This is a genomic window from Bryocella elongata (genome assembly GCF_900108185.1).
In the GTDB taxonomy this organism is placed as follows: Bacteria; Acidobacteriota; Terriglobia; order Terriglobales; family Acidobacteriaceae; genus Granulicella; species Granulicella elongata.
Genome location: NZ_FNVA01000006.1, coordinates 410,682 through 433,352 on the forward strand (window position 1 = coordinate 410,682; position 22,671 = coordinate 433,352).

The following is a 22,671-nucleotide window of genomic DNA, read 5'->3' on the forward strand; positions in this document are numbered from 1 at the left end:
AAAGTGTGCGCTTGAGAGGGATGGCGATGACTTTGTGGGGACGTTCGTTGGTTTGCGTGGCGGGTCTGTTGAGCGTTGCGGCAGGGGAATTGGCGGCGCAGCAGCCGAAGTTGCCGGCGCAGGATCGCGAGCTTTCGCGGGCGATGCTGGCGGAGGTCATCGGGATCAACTCGCAGGACTCCAATGGCAGCGTGACGGCGGTGGCCGAGGCGCTGCGGGCGCGTTTCGTCGCAGCGGGGTTTGCAGAGAGCGACCTGATCCTGGCGGGGCCGAACGACCGCAAGCAGAACCTGGTGGTGCGCGTCGCGGGCAGCGATGCGTCGCTGAAGCCCATCCTCATCATTGGACACATCGATGTGGTGGAGGCGCGGCGCGAGGACTGGACGAGCGATCCGTACACGCTGATCGAGAAGGATGGCTTCTTCTACGGGCGCGGCACGCAGGACATGAAGTCCGGCGATGTGGACGTGGCGGAGAGCCTGATCCGGCTGAAGCGCGAGGGCTGGACACCGAAGCGCACGATCATCGCGGCGTTCACGGCGGATGAAGAGGGTGGCAAGTCGAATGGTGTCGATTGGCTACTGAAGAACAAGCCTGAGCTGATTCGGGCGGAGTTCGTGCTGAATCCTGATGCGGGCGGCGTGGAGCTGCGCAATGGGCGCGCGACGGAGATGGACGTCGAGGCCACGGAGAAAACGTATGCGGATTTCCGCGTCACGGCCATCAATCGTGGAGGACACAGCTCGCAGCCGCGGCCGGACAATGCCATCTATGAGCTGATGCATGCGCTCACGAAGCTCGAAGCGACGCCGTTTCCGATTGAGCTGAACCCGGTGACGCGGGAGCAGCTGGCTCAGACGGCGAAGATCGATTCGCCCGCGCGGGCAGCGAACATTCGTGGCGTTCTGGCGCAGCCGATGAATGCGCGTGCGCTGGCGGCGTTTTCGTCGGACCCGCAGGATAGCGCGCTCTTGCGGACGACCTGTGTCGCGACGATGCTGAGCGGCGGGCATGCCCCGAATGCGCTGCCGCAGTTGGCGCGGGCCAATGTGAACTGCAGGATACTGCCGGGGCACTCGCAGGAGGATGTGCGACTGGAGCTGATCAAGCTCTTCGGCGATCCCGGGCTGACGATCGCATACATGTCGGATGGTGGCGAGATCTCGGCGACGGCGCCGGGGCGCAGCAGTTTGCCTCCCCCGGCGCCGCGCGAGGATGTCTTTGGTCCGCTGCGGGCGGTGACGCAGCAGATGTGGCCTGGGATTCCGGTGATCCCGGTGATGAGCGCGGGCGCGAGCGACTCGATCTACACGATGCAGGCGGGGCTGCCGAGCTATGGCGTCGGCGGCCTGGGGATCGACTTCGATGACGACCGGGCGCATGGGCGGGATGAGCGTATTCGGGTGGAGGCGTTTTACGAGAGCGTGGAGTTCTATTACCTGTATCTGAAGGCGTTGGAGTAGGACGCTAGCGCGGAAGAGCTGCCTGAGAAATATCGGACGGCGTTCGATTTTCGTTGCAGGTTTTGGGGCGCTCTTGGAGAATGGCCCAACCATGGGTAACTATCCGTCTTACTACGCCTATCCGTCGACGCCCCCGCTGGTGCGCGTCTTGCCGAACCCTCCGCGGTTGCACTGGGGCTGGGTTCTGGCTTTGCATCTGCTTACTCGCGGTTTGTTCGGTGCCGTGTGGCTTCTGGTGCAGGCGAATTGGGTGCGCAAGGTTCGCGGGAGCAGCAAGGCCTTCGTATGGTCCATCGTGAATCTTGCGGTCTGGCCGGTCGTGATCTTTGCGGGTGCGGTGATCGGCGTTGCGACTACGCTGCTGCACGTCGACCCGACGGAGAGTAGCGCGATGCTTGCGACCTTCGGTGTTCTGGTCTTCCTCGCGGTCCTGATCCTGAACCTGGGCACAATCTTTACCCTGCGCAGCGAACTGGAGGAGTTGCCGGTCGGACTTTCCCTGGGGGCGATTATGACGTTCTTCTTTGGGCCGATTTACTTCCAGTATCACCTGCACACCTTCTCGTTCGACCAGGTGAACACCACACCGGGGTATTCGCTCGGGCTGAACGCGGCGCCGTTGGTGGTGCCGGTGGAGCAGGACAAATCCCTTTAGCGCGCCCAGAGAAACTGCATGCAACGAAGAAGCGGCAGCCATTGGCTGCCGCTTCTTCGTTGCTACAAGGATCACGATCTCGCTAGGTCTTCATACCCATGGGGGCGGTGTTTCCTGTGGGCGCCTCGCCTGGTTTGGCTGGGGCGTACTTGGAGGCGCACTTCGCCTGGAGCTGGGTGGCGTGGAAGGTGCCATCGCGGCCGAAGGTGCCGATGGCGAGTGCCTGGGCGTCGTCCTTGAAGGTGTCGGGCGGCGGCTCGGAGCCTACATAGGAGACCTTGACGGTCTTGCCCTGCTCGATGAGGGTGAACTCAGCGTTGGGTCCGTTGCGCTGGATGGTGCCGGGCTCGACGTTGCCGGCCACGCGCAGGTTCTTGGAGTAGGCGCCCGAGCCCATCGCCTGAAGTTCGGAGATGGTGACGTAGTAGCTCTTGGTGTCCCGGGCTCCGGAGACGGCGAGCCAGGCGACGGTGCAGAAGATCACCGCGGCGGCGATGAGGAACTTGACGGGGGACTGTCGCTTTGTCGCTAGGTTTGGCACGTGATCAGTGTATCGTGGCGCGGAATTGAAGCGGTGACGAGTGTCACGGGTGTGGGGCGGTGATCGGCCCGAAAAGGGGCCGGGTGTTGGTCGTTCGTTGTTGGGTGTTGGGAGAGGCTCAGGGCCCACGCTCCCAACAACGAACATCCAACACCTAACAACCTTGTTTACTTGAAATCCACGTACAGGGTGCGGCGTTCTTTGGTGGACTGCTGGGCCAGCTCCAGCAGGCGGACGGTGCGGTAGCCGTCTTCGGTGGGCACGGCGAGGGGTTTGCCGTCGGCGATGGCGTCGCGGACGGAGACGTAGAAGTTGCGATAGTCGCCGGTGACGGAGGGGTAGGGCTTCTTCTCCAGCTGGACGGGCTCCTTGCGCTCGGTGGCGAGGGTGAGGGTGCCCCAGGCGGATTCGGGCTCCGGGAGCCAGGGCTCAGACGAGCCGACCTGCGGCGGGACTGCGCCGAGGTTCAGCAGGGCGTTTTCCTGCGGGTCGAGGCCGTACTTGGTCCAGCTGCCGTGGGTGCCGTGTACGCGGAAGCGGGGTGCGGCGTCGGCGGCCAGCATGGTGGCGTGGCAGATGAAGCGGACGGGTTTACCGGGCCAGAAGGGTGTGGAGTCGTACTCGAAGGTGATGTCGACGGCGTCGTTGATGTCGGTCTGGTCGCGGTCCTCGCGGACGGAGCCAGTGACGCGCGCAGGGGCTCCGAAGAGGGCGAGCGCCTGGTCGACGAGGTGCGGGCCCAGGTCGAAGAGGATGCCGCTGGTGGGGCTGGCGGCTTCCTTCCAGGTATTGGGGCGCTGGATGGGGCGGAAGCGGTCGTAGCTGGAGAAGACCTCGACGATGCGGCCGAGGTGGCCTTCGTCGAGGATCTTGCGGAGGGTGAGGAAGTCGGCGTCCCAACGGCGATTGTGGAAGGGCGCGAGGACGAGGCCCTTGGCTTTGGCCAGGTCGATCAGTTCGCGTGCCTCTGCGCTGGACGAGGCGAAGGGCTTGTCGATGACGACGTGCTTGCCGGCCTCGAGGGCGGCTTTGGCCATCGCGTAGTGGGTATCGTTGGGCAGGCCGACGACGATAAGGTCGATGTTCGGGTCGGCAAAGGCCTCCTCGGCGGACTTGAGGATGCGGGCGTTCGGATAGCGCTCACGGGCGGTGTCGCCGGTGCGCTGGACGATGACGGAAAGCTCGAGACCGGGGACGGCGCTGACGAAGGGGCAGTGGAAGACCTTCCCGGCGAGGCCGTAGCCGAGGACAGCGGTATTGATGCTCATGGCTGTGCGAATGCTCATGGCAGACATGGTACTCGCAACCTGTCATGCAGGTCACCGGAGGCTTTGCACTGTTTCAGGGGCAATGGCACGCCCCAAAGGTGTGGAATTTGAGAGGAACTTTTGCATACCTGCGGGTTTCGTCCGCATCTGTATTTGAGACAGAGAAAAATAGTCGCGCTTCGCGGCGGGACTCGCCGGTTCCCCGGCGGATTCGCAGGGTTCCTGCGGGTGGCTTCTCGGGATGACGATTTAGCATGGTGGTTATGGTCAAAGACAGCAAGAGTGCGCGCCATGTGGCGGCGGCCGTTCTGCTCGCGGCATGCCTCACGGCAACGGCGCAGGGTCCCGGCTCGAGCAGCCCGGGATCGGCGGGACAACCGCCAGCGGGCGGAATCACGAGCTCCGATCAGAACCTCGGACTCGTGGTGGGAGCGACGCAGCAGCTTAGCGCTCCCGGCCCATCGACGAGCCCCCAGGGAACGACGACGAGCGTGCAGGATCCCAGCTATCGCGGCAGTATCGTTCGCGACAAGGCGACCGATGGCGTCATTCAGCTGACGCTGGACGATGCGCTGCAGCGCGGTCTGCGCAACAACCTTGGACTGATCCTGCAAACCTCCAGCGTGATGTCCGCGAACGGCAGCCGCCTGCAGGACCTGCAGAAGCTTCTGCCGACTGTGACGGGCGCAGCAGCGATCCAGGTGCAGCAGCTGGACCTGGCTGCCTATGGCCTCAAGTTTCCGGGGATCAACCCGATCGTAGGACCGTTCCAGACGGTCGACTTCCGGGCGTATCTCTCGCAGAACCTGGTGAACCTGCAGGCCTTCGAGAACTACATCGCGTCCAGGCACAACTTTGAAGCAGCGAAGCTGACCGCACAGGATGCCCGGGACCTGGTGGTCCTGACCGTGGGCAATGCGTACCTGCTGTGCATCGCGGACGCAGCGCGGATTACGGCTGTGAAGGCTGAGATGGCGGAGTCGAAGGTCTCTCTGGATCAGGCGACGGCCAATCACGATGCCGGGACGAGCCCCCGGCTCGATGTGCTGCGCGCGCAGGTGGACTACCAGAGCGAAGAGCAGCAGCTTATCTCCTCGACCAACCAGCTCGACAAGGACAAGATCGCCCTGGCCCGCGCCATCGGCCTTCCGATGGAGCAGAAGTTCGAGCTGAGCAACGATGTTCCGTTCGCGGCGCTCGATACGCCCGATCCCAATGTGGCCTACCAGGCTGCGCTGAAGGCTCGCAAGGATCTGGCGGCAGCTGCGGAGACGCTGAAGGGCGCCGAGGCCAGCCGCAAGGCTGCGTTCTACGAGCAGATGCCTTCCGTGGACGTCGCTGCGAACTATGGCGATCTGGGACAGACCCCCGGCCATTCGCACGGCACCTATACGGCGACCGGAGAGGTGACCGCCCCGATTCTGCAGATCGCGAAGACGCACGGCGACGAGCAGGTAGCGCGGGCGCAGGTGGACCAGGCCAGGGCGAAGCTCTCGGACCAGCAGCAGCAGGTGAACGCGGACGTCCGGGACGCGATTCTGGATATCCAGACCGCGGCCAAGCTGGTGGAAGCGGCAAAGAGCAACGTCGATCTCGCGCACGAAGCGTTGAGTGAAGCGCAGCAGAGGTTCAAAGCCGGTGTGGCGGACAGCCTGCCGGTCTCGCAGGCGTTGGCTACGGAAGAACAGGCCAACGATCAGTACATCAGTGCGCTGTACCAGCACAATATTGCGAAGCTTGGTCTGGCGCGTGCGCTGGGTGTAGCTGCGAGCGATTCGAAGACTTATCTCGGAGGGAAGTAGAGTGGCGAACGAAGATCAGAACAAGCAGGGCGCGCCGGCAGACAACGGAGCCGAGGAAGCGCCGAAGAACAACGGCCGCCGCCGGATCATCCTCATCCTGGTGGTCCTGGTGCTCGTCGTTGGTGGATTCTTCTACTGGATGCACTCGCGCCAGTTTGAAGACACGGACGACGCCCAGGTGGACGGCAACCTGTACCAGGTGAGCTCGCGTGTCTCCGGCCAGGTGATCAACGTGTATGTCGAGGACGAGAAGTTCGTCCACAAGGGCGACCCGATTGCCGACATCGACCCGCGCGACTACCAGGTGGCTCTTGAGCAGGCGCAGGCGAACCTCGTCAACGCGCAGGCCGAGTACGAGGAGGCCGTTGCCAACGTGCCGATCACCAGCGTGAACGTTCGCACGAACATCACGACGGCCGGCCAGGATGTGAGCGGAGCGCAGGCCTCGGTTTCGCAGGCTGAAGCTCAGGCGCAGGCCGCGATCGCCCGGGTGCAGGCTGCCAAGGCGAACGCCCTCAAGGCGCAGCTGGACGTTGACCGCTATACGCCGCTGGTGAAGAACGATGTCATCTCCAAGCAGCAGTACGACGCTGCCGTGGCCACGGCTACCGCCGATCAGGCTTCGCTGGAGGAGGCTGAGCGCAATGTTCGCGCCCAGCAGGACATGGTGCACCAGGCGCAGCAGAAGCTGGCGGACTCGCGTTCGCAGGCCCAGCAGAACGCCTTGAATGGCCCCAAGCAGAACCAGGTGCAGCAGGCTCGTGCAGCGGCTGCCCTTGCCTCGGTGAAGCAGTCGCAGGCGAAGGTGGACCAGGCGCAGCTGAACCTGAGCTACTGCAAGATCGTGGCCCCGACGGACGGCATCGTGAGCAAGAAGAACGTCGTCGTGGGCAACAACCTCTCGGTAGGCCAGGATCTCCTGACGCTGGTTCCGCTGACCGATCTGTGGGTGACCGCGAACTTCAAGGAGACCCAGCTGGATCACATGCAGAAGGACCAGAAGGTTGAGCTGGCGATCGATGCGCTCGGCGGACGCAAGTTCACCGGCACGATTACGCAGATCGGCGGCGCAACCGGCTCGAAGCTGAGCCTCTTCCCGCCCGAGAACGCGACCGGCAACTATGTGAAGGTCGTGCAGCGTATCCCGGTCCGCATCGACTTCACCAACCTGAAGGACGAAAACAAGGACTACGCCCTGCGTCCCGGCATGAGTGTAACGCCGACCGTCAAGGTCCGGTAGCTTCAAGCTGCTATTGCGGCGCCACGCGGGAGGCCTTCGGGCCTCCCGCCGGCTTTTGCAGGCGATTGTCAGGAGTGCGGCTCTCGAGTGGTCGAAGTCTGTTTCCGGTCCGGAACGTAACCTTTACGATGTCTGTTAACAATTCTTCTCGACAATTAACAGTCGGACCGTCATAAGCTCTGTCATACACTCGAGCGCTGCGCGTCCGCAGAACAGTCTGCAACGCTGGCTGCGTTCGAAACATCTATTCCTCACAGGATCTTCCACGGGTTTTCAGCGGTCCAGGGCGAAATTCCCCTCTACCGCAGCGAAAGGGCTACAACGCTATGCCATCTCTGCTCCATCTTCTGGTCGGACACACCTACATGGTGCTGTTCGTCTGGGTGCTGGTCGAGCAGGGAGGTGTGCCTGTTCCCAGCGCTCCCGTGATGCTTGCGGTTGGAACCATGAGCGCCGCTCATAAGCTGCATGTGGCGTATGCCCTCCCACTGGTTCTATTTGCGTGCATGATCGCCGACATCTCGTGGTACTACCTGGGCAAGCGCTTTGGCGGCAGGGTGCTGAACCTGCTGTGCAAGTTCTCGCTCGAGGCGGCGACCTGCGTCGAGAAGACCCAGGGAACCGTGGTCCGGCGCGGTGCGATCACGCTGTTGTTCTCGAAGTGGGTGCCGGGGCTGAACACGGTCGCCGCGCCTATCGCCGGGCAGGCGGGCATTCCGTTCGGCGAGTTCGTGATCTACGACATGGCCGGTACGCTGGCCTGGGCTTCGGTGTGGCTGTTTGCGGGGCGTTTCTTCGGCGACGTCGCCAAGCGTTCGCACGAGTTCTTCGCGACCCTCGGACACCTCGGTGTGCTGCTCGTTGTGCTGATGGCGCTGGGTGTGGTCGTCTACCGGTTCATGAAGCGCCGCCAGTTCGTCACCGAACTTCGCGGCCTGCGGCTTGAGCCTGCCCAGCTGATGGCGATGATCGGCGATGCCGAGCGCGAGGGCCAGGAGCCCCCGTTCATCGTGGACCTTCGCCATCCGCTGGACGTGCTGACCGAGCCTCTGGTCCTACCGGGAGCGCTGCGCATCGGGCCGGACGAGCTGCGGCAGCGGCATGAGCTGATCCCGCGCGATCGTGACATCATTCTGTACTGCACCTGCCCCAGCGAGGAGACCAGCGCCAAGGTGGCGATGGATCTCCGTCGCATGGGAGTGCGCCGGGTTCGTCCGCTGCGCGGCGGGTTGCAGGGCTGGCGTGACGCGGGCTTCCCGGTCGATGGCGTGGGCGTCATCTAGAACGGCGTCGCTGGCCGTCCTCAGCTTCCCATCCTGAAGTTCACCGTGATGGTCGTCTGTACCTCCGTGGGCGCTCCATTGAGCAGGTACGGCTTGTAGCGGGCGCTGCGCACGGCTTCGAGCGCTGCGGCCTGCAGGATCGCGGGGCCGCTGATGGCGTGGGCGCTCTCGATGCGTCCGCTGGTGGAGATGACGGCTTCGATGACGACTGTGCCCTCCGTGCGAGTCGCCTTGGCGATGCTGGGGTAGACCGGCACGATGGGCGCGAGAAGCATGCCGGCGATCACGCCGCCCGAGATCGCGATACGATCAGAGCGCGCTGCGGGGGCAGGACGCACGCTGACGCTGGATCCCGCCGGAGACGAAGCCCACACCGCGGGGCCAGAGGTGGCCGCCATCACTGTGCCGGTTGTTGGTAGCAGCGGAGACGCGTCTACCGGTGAGCTGGTGAGGTTGCGGATGAAGTTGCTGATGCGGGACTGTGGGGCCGCCGTCGGTGCAGTTGGACCTGCGCTCGGTGCGGCCTGCTGCATGCGAACGTGCGGCGGCGGTGGGGTGGGCTTTGGGAGCGCTGGGGCTGTGAGCGTCATCTGCGGAGCGTGCAGCGGAAGCACCTCGGGATGAAGGATGGGGATGCTGAGCAGCGCTGCGGCAAGAGAGGCTTGCACGGCGATGGCGGTGTAGACGGGTTTGCGGCTGCGGGTGCGCAGCATCGCGGTGGACTCGACCAGGGACTGCTCGAACATGATGCACCTCGAATCAGGTTGGGACCTGAAGATCGTTGGCGCATCCGGCAGGAGTCGAGCCAGCAGGAATGCGTGTGCTGGCATAGACACCGGATCGGCTCAAAGTGTTCCGCGATGCAGGGTGAGCAGGGCGATTCATGCGTCGTCGCCCTGAGCTCATTGCGGCTCTATCGCGGGGCTGTAGAGGTATGAGGTCTTCAGGCTGTCAGGTGCGAGGTCTGCGGCGGCGTCTGAGGCGGCACAAAATCCCGTGACGGCATAGGGCTGCTCACGCGATGATGGAACGCACATGGCTTCTACTGCTTCCAATGCTCCTACGACTGCAACGATGGCGACGACTGTGAGCAAGCCGCAGCGCGTGCTCTCGGTCGACGTGCTGCGCGGGCTCACCATTGCGCTGATGATCCTGGTCAACGATCCGGGCGACTGGAAGCACGTCTTTATCCAGCTCGATCACGCGGAGTGGAACGGCCTCACGCTGACGGACCTGGTCTTCCCGACGTTTCTCTTCGTCGTGGGCGTGTCGATGGTCTTCTCGTTTACGGCACGGGTGGCGCGGGGTAACTGCCGGAAATCGCTGACGGGGCACGTGTGGGCGCGGTTCGCGAAGCTCGTGATCCTGGCGCTGGCGCTGAACTACTTCCCGCGCATGCACTGGCAGGGGATGCGGCTGTATGGGGTGATCATGCGGATTGCGCTGTGCTCGTTGATTGCGGGGATGGTGCTGGTCTTTACGCGCAACCCGAAGGTGCTTGCGGTCATCGTCATCGTGCTGCTGGTCGGTTACTGGGCGCTGCTGCGCTTCGTGCCGATCCCGGGTGTGGGTGTGCCGACGCATGGGTTTCCGATCAACGATGAGGTGAACAACCTCACGGCCTTCGTCGATCGTTGGGCGCTTGTCTGGCAGCACAAGCTCTTCTTTGGGGCGGGCGCGCTTTATCGGAAGACCAGCGACCCCGAGGGGCTGCTGAGCACGCTGCCGTCTGTCGCGACGACGCTGATTGGGGCGCTGATCGGCCTGCACTTCCGGCGTCCGGAGTGGCAGCAGGGAGAAGCGGCGCGGCTGCGCATGCGGGGGTATCTCTTCGGCTGGGGATTGATGCTGGTGCTCGCGGGTGGAATATGGAACAACGCGTTCCCCATGAACAAGAACCTGTGGACCTCGAGCTTCGTGCTGGTGACGGCCGCTGCGGCGATGATCGCGCTGGGCATCATGAGCCTCCTGGTCGACTACCGTTCGCAGCCGTGGCCGACGTGGCTGCGGGTGATCACGTGGCCGTGGCTGGTATTTGGATCGAACGCCATTGTGGCGTACACGAGCTCGGTGGTGCTGGTGAAGGCGCTGATCTACATCCACCACACGGGGCCGGACGGCAAGAGCGTGTCGCTGCTGAGCTGGCTGTACAAGACGGTGTTTGCAGCGCATGGAAGCACGGTGTGGACGTCCTTAGCGTGGGCCGTGTGCTTTGTTGCGGTGTGCTTCATTCCGAACTGGATTCTTTGGCGGAAGAAGATCTTCGTCAGGATGTAGATGCCGGCCCACGTGCATTTCTCTTCGCCCTTCGCTAGGCTCAAGGGTGAGGAAACAACGTGGCATACGAGAGTCTGCGGGAGTGGATCAAGGCGCTGGAGAAGGCGGGCGAGCTGGTCCGTGTGAAGGAAGAGGTCTCGCCGTACCTGGAGATGGCGGAGATCGCGGACCGGGCGGTGAAGTCGGGCAAGGGAACGGCGAAGGCTGGTGGGCCGGCGCTGCTGTTCGAGAACATCAAGGGCTATCCCGGAGCGCGGGCGCTGATGAACCAGTTTGGCTCGCTGGGCCGGATGGAGATGGCGCTGGAGACCGACTCGCTGGATGCGATTGCGGCGCGGATCCAGACGATGATCCAGCCGGTGGCCCCGACGAGCCTGATGGACAAGCTGAAGATGCTGCCCAAGCTGGCGGAGATCGGCAACGTGTTTCCGAAGATCGTGAGCGCGAAGGATGCACCGTGCAAGGAGGTGATCCTGCGCGGCGAGCAGATCGACCTACTGAAGTTTCCGGTGGTGACGACGTGGCCTGAAGATGGGGGGCCGTTTATCACGCTGCCCAACGTGATCTCGAAGGACCCCAACAGCGGCAAGCGCAACGTCGGCATGTACCGGATGCAGGTGTATGACGGGAAGACGACGGGCATGCACTGGCAGCGGCAGAAGAACGGCGCGGAGCATCTGCGCGAGCGGTTGCGGAAGGCCGCAGGCAGCGCGTCGGGCGCGGTGGATCTGATGGCGCTGACGGCGGGAGGCACGGTGTCGGCTGCCTCACCCACATCTGAAAAGCGAGATGCGGGGCACCCGGGTTCATCGATCCCTGAGCATGTTGCCACGAAGATTCGCGGGCAGCGGATGGATGTTGCCGTGGCGATTGGCACGGACCCAAGCATTTGCTTTTCGGCGATCGTGCCGGCGCCGCCGGAGGTGGAGGAGTTTCTGATCGCTGGCTTCCTGCGCGGCAAGCCGGTGGAGCTGGTGAAGTGCGAGACGGTGGATCTTGAGGTGCCGGCGACGGCGGAGATCGTGCTTGAAGGCTACGTCGATATCGGCGAGCTACGCACGGAAGGACCATTCGGCGACCACACGGGCTTCTACACGATGCAGGACGAGTACCCGGTCTTCCACATCACGTGCATCACGCATCGCAAGGACCCGATCTACGCGGCGACCATTGTGGGCAAGCCGCCGATGGAAGACACGTACATGGGCAAGGCGGTGGAGCGGATCTTTCTGCCGCTGATGAAGTTGACGATTCCGGAGATCGTGGACATCAACATTCCGCCGGAGGGCGCGTTCCACAACCTGATGATCGTGAGCATTCGCAAGAGTTATGCGGGGCAGGCGCGCAAGGTGATGAACGCGATCTGGTCGCTGGGCGGAGCGATGTTTACCAAGATCATCGTGGTGCTGGACGAGGACTGCGATGTGCATGACCTCGGCGAGGTGGTGCTGCGGACGACGAACAACATCGATCCGGAGCGAGATATCGAGTTCACGCTGGGGCCGATTGATTCGCTGGACCACTCGTCACGGCTGCCGAACTTCGGGTCGAAGATGGGGATTGATGCGACGCGCAAGTGGGCGGCGGAGGGATTCACGCGGCCATGGCCTTCGATGATGGAGATGCCGGATGAGGTGAAGGCTCGGGTGAGTCGGCTGTGCGAGAAGCTGGGGTTCTAGGTCCTGAGGCATGAACCTCCGGGGGCTTCCAAGGCCACCGGGCGATATACTTACAGAGGCGCGCTTTGCGCACACTTTCTTTCGCAGGGAACACGCATTGGCACAGGCTGAGATTGGCATCATCGGGGGCAGCGGGCTTTACAACATGCCCGGGCTGACGGACGTTCATGAAGAGAAGATCAGCACGCCGTTTGGCGACCCCAGCGAGACGTTTGTGCTGGGCACGCTGGAGGGCCGCAAGGTGGCGTTCCTGGCGCGGCATGGCAAGGGGCATCGCATCCTGCCGACGGAGCTGAACTTTCGCGCGAACATCTATGCGATGAAGTCGCTGGGCGTGACGTCGATTCTTTCGGTATCGGCCGTGGGATCGTTGAAGGAAGAGCACAAGCCCACGGACTTTGTGATTCCGGATCAGTTCATTGATCGCACGTTTGCGCGTGAGTCGACGTTCTTTGGTGAGGGCGTTGTGGGCCATGTGGCGTTTGGCGATCCGGTGTGTCCGATCGTTGCCAAGGTATTTGCGGATGCGTGCGCGGAGGTGGGTGTCGTCGGCAAGCTGGGCGGGACGTACGTTTGCATGGAAGGGCCGCAGTTCTCCACGAAGGCGGAGTCGAAGCTGTATCGCTCGTGGGGTGCGGACATTATCGGCATGACGAACCTGCAGGAGGCCAAGCTGGCTCGCGAGGCGGAGATCAGCTACGCGACACTGGCGATGGTGACCGACTACGACTGCTGGCATGAGAGCCACGATGCGGTGACGGTTGACCAGGTCATCGCGGTGATGCACCAGAACTCGGAGAACGCGCAGAAGGTCGTGAAGGCGGCGGTGAAGCTGATGCCCGCTGACCTGAGTGCGAGCCCGGCGCAAACGGCGGCGAAGTTTGCGATCATGACGGATCGCAGTGTGATTCCGGCGGAGACGAAGGCGAAGCTGGAGCTGCTGTTTGGGAAGTACTGGTAACGGGCTAGCTGCTAGCCTCTAGCTTCTCGCTGCTAGCTTTGCTGTGGCCGTGCGGCGGCAGTATCTCCTCAATGATTGATCGGCAGATGACCGCGCGAGTCGCGGAGATTTTATGTTGCGAGGCGAGCTAGAAGCCAGAAGCGAATGGCTAGAAGCTGCTTCCAAAGGAAGATATGTCCATTCTTGTAGTAGGTTCGGTTGCGTTCGATTCGCTGGAGACTCCCAGCGGTAAGCGGGAGCGTGTGTTGGGCGGTGCGGCGACGCACTTTGCGCTGGCTGCGAGCTTCTTCACCAAGGTTCGTGTGGTTGGTGTGGTGGGCGATGACTTTCTTCCTGAGCATGAGGCTGTGCTCACGTCGAGGGGCATCGACACGACGGGCATCGAGCGGGCGGAGGGCAAGAGCTTCCATTGGAAGGGCGAGTACCTGCGCGACCTCAACGAGGCCGACACGCTGGCTACGGATCTGAATGTGTTCGGCAGCTTCGAGCCGAAGATTCCGGAGAGTTATAAGGACTCGGAGTATCTGTTCCTCGCGAACATCGATCCTGTGCTGCAGCTGCAGGTGCGCAAAGCCATGCCGAACGCGAAACTGGTCGCGGGCGACACCATGAACTACTGGATCAACGCGCATCGCGAAAACCTGCTGCCGGTGCTGCGTGAGCTCGACATCCTGATCATCAACGACAAGGAGTCGCGGCTGCTGACGGGCGAGGCCAATGGTCTCAAGGCCGCACAGGGCGTGCTGGATCTCGGGCCGAAGTCGCTGGTGGTGAAGTATGGCGAGCATGGCTCGGCTGCGTTCTTCACGCCGGAGGTCTTCCGCACGCGCGATTGCAGGAAGATGTTCCGCGCGCCGGCGACGCCGCTCGAAGAGGTCGTCGATCCGACGGGCGCTGGCGATTCGTTTGCGGGTGGGTTCTATGGCTATCTTGCTTCGCAAGGTGAGCTCACGGAAGAGGTCTTCCGCCGGGCGATGTTCTATGGCTGCGTGTGCGGCTCGCTGAACGTGCAGGACTTCGGCACGGAGCGGATGCAGCGCACGACGCGCGCGGAGATCGATGAGCAGGTGCAGAAGCTGATCGAGTTGACGCACCTGTAGTAGGGCAGCGGCTTCGCCGTTAGCGCTTCGCGTTAGCAAAAGAGTCGAAGATCGATGGTGTTTCGGGTTGACTTTGGGAATGGCTGAGAAGAGCGCAAAGACGGAGACGAGGTTGGAGCGCAGTCCTAGGCGCGTGCGTATGATCGAGCGTGCAATGGGGGCCGACCCCAAAGGGGTTGCTGCGGAGCCTCTGTTTGGCGGCGATCCCGAGGTCGTGCGTCCCGTGGGGCGTGGCGAGACGTTTCCTCTGTTCGCACTCGGCGTGATTTTTGCTTTCGCTTCGCTTGCGGTCTGCTATCACCGTGGCTTCGTGCTGCTTTATGGCGATGCTGTGGCGCACTTGGCCATCGCGCGCCGCATCTTCGATGCTCGCTATCCGGGGCTCGCGCAGCTTGGTGGGGTGTGGCTGCCGCTGCCGCATCTGCTGATGGTGCCCTTCGTCCGCGACATGACGATGTGGCAGACGGGCCTTGCGGGCGCGCCGATGTCGATGCTGAGCTATGCCGCGAGCGTTGCGGGCATCTGGCGGCTGGCACGGCGGTTGATGCGTCAGCGCTGGGCGTTGGTGGCGACGGCGTTCTACGCGCTGAATCCGAACCTGCTGTATCTCGCGACGACAGCGATGACCGAGGCGGTCTTCCTCGCGCTGTTCGTGTGGACCATCGTGGCGACGATGGAAGGCATTGCAGCGATGCGCGCGAACGTGCCGGTGGTGGCGCGGGCCCGCATGATGCTCGCAGGCTTCCTCATCATGGGGCAGGTGTTCACGCGGTACGACGGCTGGATCTTCGGGGCTGCGGTGTGGTGCTGCTTTGCATATGCGTGGTGGAACAGTGTGCCGGAGATGAAGGCGCGGCTGCGGACGTGGTTTGTGGTCTTCACCATCATCGTGGCTGCGGGGCCGCTGCTCTGGTTCTGGTACAACCACCACTTTGCGGGCGACTGGCTGGACTTCATGCGCGGGCCGTACTCGGCCAAGCAGATTGAGCGCAGGACGGCGCCTCCGGGGCAGCACTATCGCGGGTGGCACAATCCGGCGTGGGCTCTGTTGTTTTACACGCGGACGGCACAGATCGATGCGGCGGCGTGGGAGATGGGCTTCGTGGCGATGTACGCGTCGCTGTGGGCGATGTGGGTCAGCCTGAAGGCCAAGGGCTCAGGGTCTAGGGGCCAGGGCTCAGGGCTCAGGGTCCAGAATGCGGAGAGCATGCAACCCCTGCGTTCCGACGTGAAGCTGGGTCTGCTGTTGTGGGTGCCGCTGCCGTTCTATGTGTACTCGGTGGCGTATGGTTCGGTGCCGATCTTCATTCCGCAGCTGTGGCCGCATGCGTATTACAACGCTCGCTATGGCATGGAGATGCTACCGGTGCTCGCGATCTATACGGCGCTTGCAGCAGAGATGCTGGAGCAGTGGCTGCGTGGCCGGTCGGATGCCTGGGCGGTGACCTCTGCGAAGCTGTGGCCGAAGGTGGCGCTGGCGCTGTGTGCGCTCAACTGCGTGGGCATGATGGTGCGTACCCCACTCGTGCTGAAGGAAGCGATGGTCAACGCGCGTACGCGCATGGCGCTGGAAAAGGCGCTGGCCTTCGAGATGGAGACGCTGCCGTACGATGAGCCGGTCATGATGTCCACGACGGATCACGTGGGCGCGGTGCAGGTGGCAGGTCGCGACCTCAAGAGCATGATCAGCGAAGGCGACGAGCAGAGCTGGGAGTGGGGACTTGCCGATCCGGCGAAGTACGCTGCGTTCGTGATCGCCATCGGAAACGATCGCGTGGCGCAGGCGGTGAAGGAGCATCCGCAGGGGCTGACGGAGATCAGCGTGGTGTGCACCAGCGGCCAGCCGTGCGCGAAGGTCTACCAGTCGACCACGTGGAAGCCTGCCGGGCACTGATGTTGTAGAACGGGCTGCGGCGGCATCGATGATGTCGTAGCGGTGGCGTCGATGGTATGGAAACCAGGCGAAAACGCGTCTGCGAGGGCCTGCATCACAGTACAGGAACGCAGAGGGCCCGGAGTTCCATCGGAGCTCCGGACGAAGGAAAACAGACAACCGAGATCGATGCAGGGGAGCCACGACGCTGCCTCCATGATGTTCCGCGCGCGCTAATGGCAGCGGACGATCTCGATGCTCGATCAACGGGCCACGCGATGACGGGCCAGGGAGTAGTTCCATGGGAGTCTTTACACCGGATGTGCATACGCTGCGGGAGCTCTACAAAGCAGAGCTGGAGCGCGCGCTGAATATGGAGAAGCAGATCGCGGAGAAGGGCCTGCCAGCGATGATCAAGGCGGCGACGAGTTCGGAGTTGTCGTCCGCGTTTCAGTCCCACCTGCAGGAGACGCAGGCGCAGATTCAGCGTCTGGAGCGGATCCTCGACGAGGTCGAAGGTGAGGCGAACGAGGGCAAGTGCAAGGTGATCTCTCAGCTGATCTCGAGCGCCTACTCGGAGGTTGGCGACGCGACGGACCCGATGCTGCGCGACGTGGTGCTGATCGCCGCGGGAAACCAGGTGGAGCATCACGAGATCGCCGTCTACGGCACGCTGCGGACCTGGGCCGAGGTGCTGGGCGAGCGGGAGCACGCCGAGGTACTCGAGCGGACGCTGGAGGAAGAGAAAGCGGCTGACGCGAAGCTGACGGCGCTGGCGAGCCAGATCAACGTAGAGGTCCCGGTGGCCTGACGCGCCGGGTTCCTGGCAATGCCGATGGCCTGCACCCCACCCGGGTGCAGGCCATTTTCGTCTCCGTGCGGGAGAGGCAGGACATTCAAGAACCTCTGCGGACACCTTCATCCACCGCACAGGGCGCGGTATGCTGGCTCGATGACTGCTCCGTGTCCGGTGGACCCGACGACCGCTCCGCACAGCCTGCTGATGCAGGCTGCGGGGGTGCGCATGCTCGTTGCCTGCGCGCTGGGGGGACTGATCGGGCTGGAGCGCGAGCGCCGCCACAAGGACTCTGGCCTGCGGACGAACATGCTCATCTGCATGGCTGCGGCGTTGTTCACGCTGATGAGCGAGGTGCTGGCGGGGGATTCGACGCCGAATAAGGGCCAGGTCGCGGCGAACATTGTGCAGGGCGTGGGCTTTCTGGGAGCGGGGCTGATCCTGCATGGCAAGAGCCGCATCCTGGGGCTGACGAGTGCCGCGACGGTGTTTGTGGTCGCGGCGATTGGCATGACGTGCGGTGCGGGCATGTACCTGGAGGCCGCGATTGCGACGGGGATCGTGCTGGTGGCGCTGACGCTGATCGGGACACTCGAGGTGAAGCTCGGCTGGAAGCGGTTTCCGATGCTGTACGAGGTGCGTGCGAATGTGGGCCAGGCACTGGGGCCGGAGCTTGTGGGACAAGCGCGTGCGGAGGCTCTTGCGGGGCAGATTGAATCGGCGCAGCACCGCATGTATACCGCGATTCTGGATGTGCTGGATCGCGCAGGGTTGAAGCTGGATGTGCTGAACCGCGACACGATTGCGGGGCTGGCGCGGATATCGTTCTGGGTGCTGGCCACGCGCGCGGAGCATGCAAAGATGCTGGCAGAGTTGCGCGCCAGCGATGACACCGACAAGGTGGTGACGTTTCAGGATGAGGAGTCGGAGTGAGTTTGATTTCGTTTGTGAAGGCGCATGCGCGCGGCAATGATTTCCTGGTGATCGAAGAGTCTGCAGTTGAGTCGGTGCTGGGGCACCGCCAGCATGCTGCCTTGGCGCGCAAGCTTTGCTCGCGCAATACCAGTATTGGCGCAGATGGCATCGAGTTTGTGGATCGTCGCGCGGATGGTTCGATCTTTCTGCGGCTGTTCAATGCGGATGGCAGCGAGGCCGAGCTGAGCGGCAACGGCACGCGTTGTGTGGCTGCCTGGCTGGCGCAGAGCGAGGGTATCCAGGAAGTGGATTTGGGCACCCATGGCGGTGTGCGGCGCTGCAAGCTGGTGCGTCGCGAAGGTGCGGAGTGGTGGATCGAGAGCGCAATGGGTGTGCCGCGCGTGATGCCTCGGACGATTGAGATCGCCGGTGTTGACGGGCCGATTGCGGGCGCGATGGTGAACGTGGGGAATCCGCACTTTGTGATCTTTCCGGAGGCGGAAGACTTCAGTTCCCACGGCATGACGTGGCAGCAGCTGGGCGCGAAGATTGCGGTGGATCCGCTCTTTCGCTTCGGCACCAACGTGGAGTTCGTGCGGGTGAAGAGTGCGGAGGAGATCGAGTTTCGCATCTTCGAGCGCGGATGTGGGCCGACGACTTCGAGCGGCACAGGTACGTGTGCTTCGAGTGCGGCGGCGATCAAGCTTCGCGGCGTCGCGCGTAAGCTCGGCGCGATTGCGGAGGGCGGTGGACAGAGTGTCGAATGGCCCAGCGATGATGCGGAGATGATGCTGACGGGTCCGGCGGAGATCATCTGTACTGGCGAGGCGGAGGTCCAGTTTGATCTCCTCTAGGCCCACGCTCAAGCGTGGAGGGCGCGTGGCGATTGTGTCGCCGGCGTCTTATGCGCAGCCGGAGCTGATCGATCGTGGAGTCGCGCGGCTGCGCGCGTTTGGTTATGAGCCGGTGGTGATGCCGAACGCTCGCGAGCGTGGACCCTTGTACTACGCGGGCACGGCGGAGCAGCGGGTGGCCGATCTGCATGCGGCGTATACGGACGAGAGCATTGGCGCCATTGTTTGCACGCGAGGCGGTTGGGGCTCTGCGGAGTTGTTGCCGCTGCTGGATCCGGAGATTGTTCGCACGAACCCGAAGCCGTTCATCGGGTATTCGGACCACACGTCGTTGCATGCTTGGATGTGGAACGAATGCGGCCTCCCTACAGTGTATGGAGCGATGGTGGCTTCGGACTGGGCGAAGGATGATGGTGTGGATGAGCCTACGTGGCTCACGGCGGTAGAAGGCGCTGCGCCGTGGAGCGTCGATGCCAGCGATGGGATTCGCGTACTGTGCGAGGGCGCTGCGGTGGAGGGGCGTCTGCTGGGCGGATGCCTTTCGATTTTGTGCGAGGCGCTTGGTACACCTTATGCGCTGCAGATCGAGGAGCCGTGCATCCTGTTCTGCGAAGACATTGGGACCAAGCCGTATAAGTGGGATCGCTTGCTGCAGCACTGGAAGTTTGCGGGGATGATGGAGAATGTGCGGGGCATCGTGCTGGGCGACATGAGCGCCAATGTTGAGCCGCAGGAGATGGCGCTGCTCGAAGGCGCATGTCTGCATGCGCTGCGGCATTTCGAGGGACCGATTACGATTGGGCTGAAGTGCGGGCATCTTGATCGGCAGAACCGTTCGACGCCGTTGGGTGCGTGGGTTGGGATGGATGGTGCGTCCTTGCGAGAAAAATAGTACGTTCGAGTTTCGAGTAACGGGCTGCGAGTCGCGAGTCAGACCCAGATTCCCCGTCAGCAAGCCTGGGGGAATGACAAAGAAGAAGAGCAAAGAAGAGTTAGAGAGACGATGGCGAAGCATGTACATCTGATTGGGATTTGCGGGACGGCGATGGCGTCGCTGGCCGGCATGCTGCAGGCGCGCGGCTGGCGCGTCACCGGTTCGGACACGGCGGCGTATCCTCCGATGAGCGATCAGCTGGCAGCGATGGGCATTACAGTGATGGAGCCATACAGCGAACGCAACCTCGACGAGCGGCCGGACCTGGTGGTGGTGGGCAACGCGATCTCGCGCGGCAACCCGGAGCTCGAGCGGGTGCTGGATGAGCGGATCGAGATGACGTCGATGGCGGCGTTGATCCACGACGAGTTTCTGGATGGGCGCGAGCGGCTGATCGTGTGTGGAACGCATGGGAAGACGACCACGACGAGCATGCTGGCGTGGATCTATGAGAGCGCTGCGCAGGGTGATGAGGTGTGGAAGCCATCGTTTCTCATCGGTGGTGTGGCGGAGAACTTCGGCACGAGCTTTCATGTGCAGGAGGGGACGCGCACGTTCATCCTCGAAGGCGATGAGTACGACACGGCCTTCTTCGACAAGGGCCCGAAGTTTCTACATTACTTTCCGGACGTCGCGATCCTCACGCATGTGGAGTTCGATCATGCCGACATCTACAAGGACCTCGATGCGGTGAAAATCGCGTTCAAGCGCATGGTGAATCTCATCCCGAGGCGCGGGCGGCTGGTGGCGTTCGATGGCAGCGAGAACGTGAGCGAGTGCTCGGCGAAGGCGTTTTGCAAGGTTGAGCGATATGGCTTCGGCGAGGGCAGTGAGTGGCGGATGACGGTGCTGACGCAGCACGGAAGCACGACGGCATGGACCCTGCTACGCAAGTCGGATGGAGCTTCGCTCGCACTCACGCTGCCCATGGCCGGGGAGCACAACGCGCTCAATGCGACGGCTGCTGCCGCGGTGGCGCTGGGGCAGGGGATTCCACCGGAGCGTGTCGCTGCGGCGCTGGCGAGCTTTCGCAGCGTGAAGCGGCGGCTGGAGGTGAAGGCCGAGGTGGGTGGCGTGACGATCATCGACGACTTTGCGCACCATCCGACGGCGATTCGCGAGACCCTACGTGCGTTGCGTGCGGCGTACAAGGGACGGCGTCTGATCGCGGTGCTGGAGCCGCGCTCGAACACGCTGCGCCGCAACGTCTTCGAGCAGGAGCTGGTGGACTCCCTTGCTCTGGCGGATGAGGTGGTGCTGGCTGCGGTGTTCAAGAGCGAGGCGATTCCAGAGCGTGAGCGCATGGAGCCGCAGCATGTGGTGGATGCGCTGAACCAGCGTGGCGTGCATGCGGTGCTCGCTGTGGATGCGGACGCCATCGTCGCAGAGCTCGCACCTCGAGCCAGGGCCGGCGATGTCGTGGCGATCCTCTCAAACGGCGGCTTTGGAGGCATCTACACAAAGCTGCCCGCGGAGATCACGAAACATCTCGCGTGATAGCGCGGTGGTCTCACGCACACCCGCCGCTTGAGAACGTTTTATCCTGAGTCTGTATGTTTGTGTCGTTGAGAATGCTGTTCGCCTTCTTACTGCTCGGCTTGCCTGGAGCAGTGATAGGGATTCCGTGGTCGCTGCTGCGCGGCAATACCACGATGATGTACGGGTGGGCGATGGCCACGATGCGTTTCGGGCTGTGGGCCGGTGGCGTGAAGGTACGCGTGAGTGGCCGCGAGCGCTTCCCCATCGGCGAGGCTGCCATTGTCGTGAGCAACCACATCTCGAACGTGGATCCGCCGGTGCTGCTGCCGCTGGTGCCGGGGCAGACGAGTGTCTTCCTCAAGGCAGAGCTGATGAAGATCCCTTTGCTTGGGCTGGTGATGAGGATGGGCAAGTTCGTGCCGGTGGCACGGGCAAAGTCTCGCGAAGAGGCGCGCACCAGTGTGGATGCGGCCTCGAAGGTCCTCGCGGGTGGCTATAACATCTTCCTTTTCCCTGAAGGCACGCGCTCGACTGATGGCAATATGCTCCCGTTCCGCAAAGGAGCGTTCTACCTTGCTGTGCAGTCCGGGGCGCCAATCGCGCCGATGATCGTGCGGGGTACCTCCGCGATGATGCCGAAGGGAACGCTGAAGTCGAAGTCCGGCAGGGCAGAGGTGGAGTTTCTTGAGCCGATTCGTCCCAGCGAAGGCGAGACGCCGGACGAGCTCGCGAAGAGAGTGCGGGCTGCGATGGAAGAGGCATTAAAGGCAGACGGCAGATAGTAGACAGTGGACAGGACGGGCGGCAGTTCTGACTGTCTACTGTCTCGTCTCTACTGTCTGTCTTTCTTACTTGACGATCGCGTTGTAGCCATCGCCGAGCAGCCGGTTTCGCATCGCGTCGGCATCCTTGCGCGTGTTGAAGGGGCCCACCTGGATGTGGATCAGCGGATCGGAGCTGTAGGTCCGGGACATCACGGTATAACCGCGGCTGCGCAACGCGGAGAGCAGAAGGTCTGCGTCCTCCTGGTGGGAGACGGCGGCGATCTGGACCATGAAGAAGCTGCCGGTTCCCGTAGGGCTGCTGGGCTCGGCGGCTTGCGGGGGAGCACTCACGGGAGGCTGTCGGACGATGGGTGCGGTCGTCGGAGCGGTAGCAGGAGAGGATGTTGCCGACGGCGACGAGGCTGGGACGTAGGTCGTGGTCTCGGTCCTCGCCTGAACTACCGAAGGAGCTGGTGCGGCAGGTGCTGCGGGTGAAGCCACAACCGAAGAGGACCCACCGCCTGCCGGCGATCCGGCGGCAGGTTTGAACGTGGTGAAGTTCGTCGACGGGGAAGCACTGCCACCCTCAGCCGCAGCTACGTCGGTTGAAGGGGGCTTGTGCCTTCCCACCGAATAGCCGAAGCCGAAGAAGAGCCCGCACAGCACCACGAGGCCAAAGAAGATGCCAAGGATAGCGGTGGTCGAGAGAGTCAGCTCGCGGTCACGCGGCGCTCCCAGGTCATCATCATCGTCAAGAAGGTGGCTCATGCAGAGGGCCCCGGCCCTG

At 63.1% G+C, this 22,671-nt stretch carries 20 protein-coding genes; 16 read left to right on the top strand and 4 right to left on the bottom strand.

What is annotated here, in order from left to right:
- The first annotated feature begins 20 nt into the window (after positions 1-20).
- Positions 21-1,463: a M20/M25/M40 family metallo-hydrolase gene (locus C4S68_RS17815; protein WP_103934441.1), complete on the top strand. Its 1,443-nt coding sequence runs from the start codon at positions 21-23 to the stop codon at positions 1,461-1,463.
- Positions 1,464-1,554: 91 nt separating this feature from the next.
- On the top strand, positions 1,555-2,118 hold the full coding sequence (locus C4S68_RS17820; protein WP_103934442.1) for a hypothetical protein: 564 nt from the start codon (positions 1,555-1,557) through the stop codon (positions 2,116-2,118).
- Positions 2,119-2,200: 82 nt separating this feature from the next.
- On the opposite strand, the gene C4S68_RS17825 is transcribed toward C4S68_RS17820, so the two are convergent.
- Entirely contained in the window at positions 2,201-2,659 is a 459-nt protein-coding gene (locus tag C4S68_RS17825; protein WP_235011682.1) for a cytochrome c maturation protein CcmE, read from the bottom strand.
- Between the two features lie 167 nt (positions 2,660-2,826).
- Positions 2,827-3,927 (bottom strand): Gfo/Idh/MocA family oxidoreductase, encoded by a 1,101-nt coding sequence (locus C4S68_RS17830; RefSeq protein ID WP_103934520.1) that lies wholly within the window; start codon positions 3,925-3,927, stop codon positions 2,827-2,829.
- Positions 3,928-4,190: 263 nt separating this feature from the next.
- Here C4S68_RS17830 and C4S68_RS17835 point away from each other — a divergent pair, with 263 nt between their 5' ends.
- The 3 genes from C4S68_RS17835 to C4S68_RS17845 all read left to right on the top strand — a co-directional run bounded on the left by C4S68_RS17835 (position 4,191) and on the right by C4S68_RS17845 (position 8,252).
- On the top strand, positions 4,191-5,729 hold the full coding sequence (locus tag C4S68_RS17835) for a TolC family protein (protein ID WP_103934444.1): 1,539 nt from the start codon (positions 4,191-4,193) through the stop codon (positions 5,727-5,729).
- 1 nt (position 5,730) lies between these two features.
- Complete coding sequence (locus C4S68_RS17840) at positions 5,731-6,969, top strand: HlyD family secretion protein (protein WP_146072205.1); 1,239 nt, start codon at positions 5,731-5,733, stop codon at positions 6,967-6,969.
- Between the two features lie 326 nt (positions 6,970-7,295).
- Positions 7,296-8,252, top strand: coding sequence for a VTT domain-containing protein (locus C4S68_RS17845; RefSeq protein WP_103934445.1), 957 nt, complete (start codon positions 7,296-7,298; stop codon positions 8,250-8,252).
- A gap of 20 nt (positions 8,253-8,272) precedes the next feature.
- Here C4S68_RS17845 and C4S68_RS17850 read toward each other — a convergent pair whose 3' ends face one another.
- Complete coding sequence (locus tag C4S68_RS17850) at positions 8,273-8,998, bottom strand: energy transducer TonB (RefSeq protein WP_160115219.1); 726 nt, start codon at positions 8,996-8,998, stop codon at positions 8,273-8,275.
- Between the two features lie 289 nt (positions 8,999-9,287).
- On the opposite strand from C4S68_RS17850, the gene C4S68_RS17855 reads away from it, so the two are divergent.
- The 11 genes from C4S68_RS17855 (at position 9,288) to C4S68_RS17905 (ending at position 21,902) form a co-directional block, all read left to right on the top strand.
- Positions 9,288-10,529 (top strand): acyltransferase family protein, encoded by a 1,242-nt coding sequence (locus tag C4S68_RS17855; protein WP_103934447.1) that lies wholly within the window; start codon positions 9,288-9,290, stop codon positions 10,527-10,529.
- A gap of 59 nt (positions 10,530-10,588) precedes the next feature.
- On the top strand, positions 10,589-12,208 hold the full coding sequence (locus tag C4S68_RS17860) for a UbiD family decarboxylase (protein ID WP_103934448.1): 1,620 nt from the start codon (positions 10,589-10,591) through the stop codon (positions 12,206-12,208).
- A gap of 97 nt (positions 12,209-12,305) precedes the next feature.
- Positions 12,306-13,169 (top strand): S-methyl-5'-thioadenosine phosphorylase, encoded by an 864-nt coding sequence (mtnP, locus tag C4S68_RS17865; RefSeq protein ID WP_103934449.1) that lies wholly within the window; start codon positions 12,306-12,308, stop codon positions 13,167-13,169.
- 173 nt (positions 13,170-13,342) lie between these two features.
- Positions 13,343-14,269, top strand: coding sequence for a PfkB family carbohydrate kinase (locus tag C4S68_RS17870; RefSeq protein WP_103934450.1), 927 nt, complete (start codon positions 13,343-13,345; stop codon positions 14,267-14,269).
- Between the two features lie 139 nt (positions 14,270-14,408).
- Complete coding sequence (locus tag C4S68_RS17875) at positions 14,409-16,163, top strand: glycosyltransferase family protein (RefSeq protein WP_235011683.1); 1,755 nt, start codon at positions 14,409-14,411, stop codon at positions 16,161-16,163.
- A gap of 280 nt (positions 16,164-16,443) precedes the next feature.
- On the top strand, positions 16,444-16,953 hold the full coding sequence (locus C4S68_RS17880) for a YciE/YciF ferroxidase family protein (protein ID WP_103934451.1): 510 nt from the start codon (positions 16,444-16,446) through the stop codon (positions 16,951-16,953).
- A gap of 141 nt (positions 16,954-17,094) precedes the next feature.
- Positions 17,095-17,871: an MgtC/SapB family protein gene (locus tag C4S68_RS17885; protein ID WP_103934452.1), complete on the top strand. Its 777-nt coding sequence runs from the start codon at positions 17,095-17,097 to the stop codon at positions 17,869-17,871.
- Entirely contained in the window at positions 17,868-18,707 is an 840-nt protein-coding gene (gene dapF / locus C4S68_RS17890; protein ID WP_327333834.1) for a diaminopimelate epimerase, read from the top strand. The genes C4S68_RS17885 and dapF overlap by 4 nt, the downstream gene beginning before the upstream one ends.
- Before the next feature lie 25 nt (positions 18,708-18,732).
- The gene (locus tag C4S68_RS17895; RefSeq protein WP_235011684.1) at positions 18,733-19,599 is read left to right on the top strand and encodes a S66 peptidase family protein; all 867 of its coding nucleotides are present in this window, start codon (positions 18,733-18,735) and stop codon (positions 19,597-19,599) included.
- A 111-nt stretch (positions 19,600-19,710) separates the two neighbouring features.
- Positions 19,711-21,138, top strand: a complete 1,428-nt coding sequence (gene mpl / locus C4S68_RS17900; protein ID WP_103934454.1) for a UDP-N-acetylmuramate:L-alanyl-gamma-D-glutamyl-meso-diaminopimelate ligase — start codon at positions 19,711-19,713, stop codon at positions 21,136-21,138.
- Between the two features lie 113 nt (positions 21,139-21,251).
- Positions 21,252-21,902: a lysophospholipid acyltransferase family protein gene (locus C4S68_RS17905; protein WP_235011685.1), complete on the top strand. Its 651-nt coding sequence runs from the start codon at positions 21,252-21,254 to the stop codon at positions 21,900-21,902.
- 66 nt (positions 21,903-21,968) lie between these two features.
- Here the strand turns inward: C4S68_RS17905 and C4S68_RS17910 are convergent, their stop codons facing one another.
- Entirely contained in the window at positions 21,969-22,652 is a 684-nt protein-coding gene (locus C4S68_RS17910) for an SPOR domain-containing protein (protein ID WP_103934456.1), read from the bottom strand.
- Between the last annotated feature and the right edge of the window lie 19 nt (positions 22,653-22,671).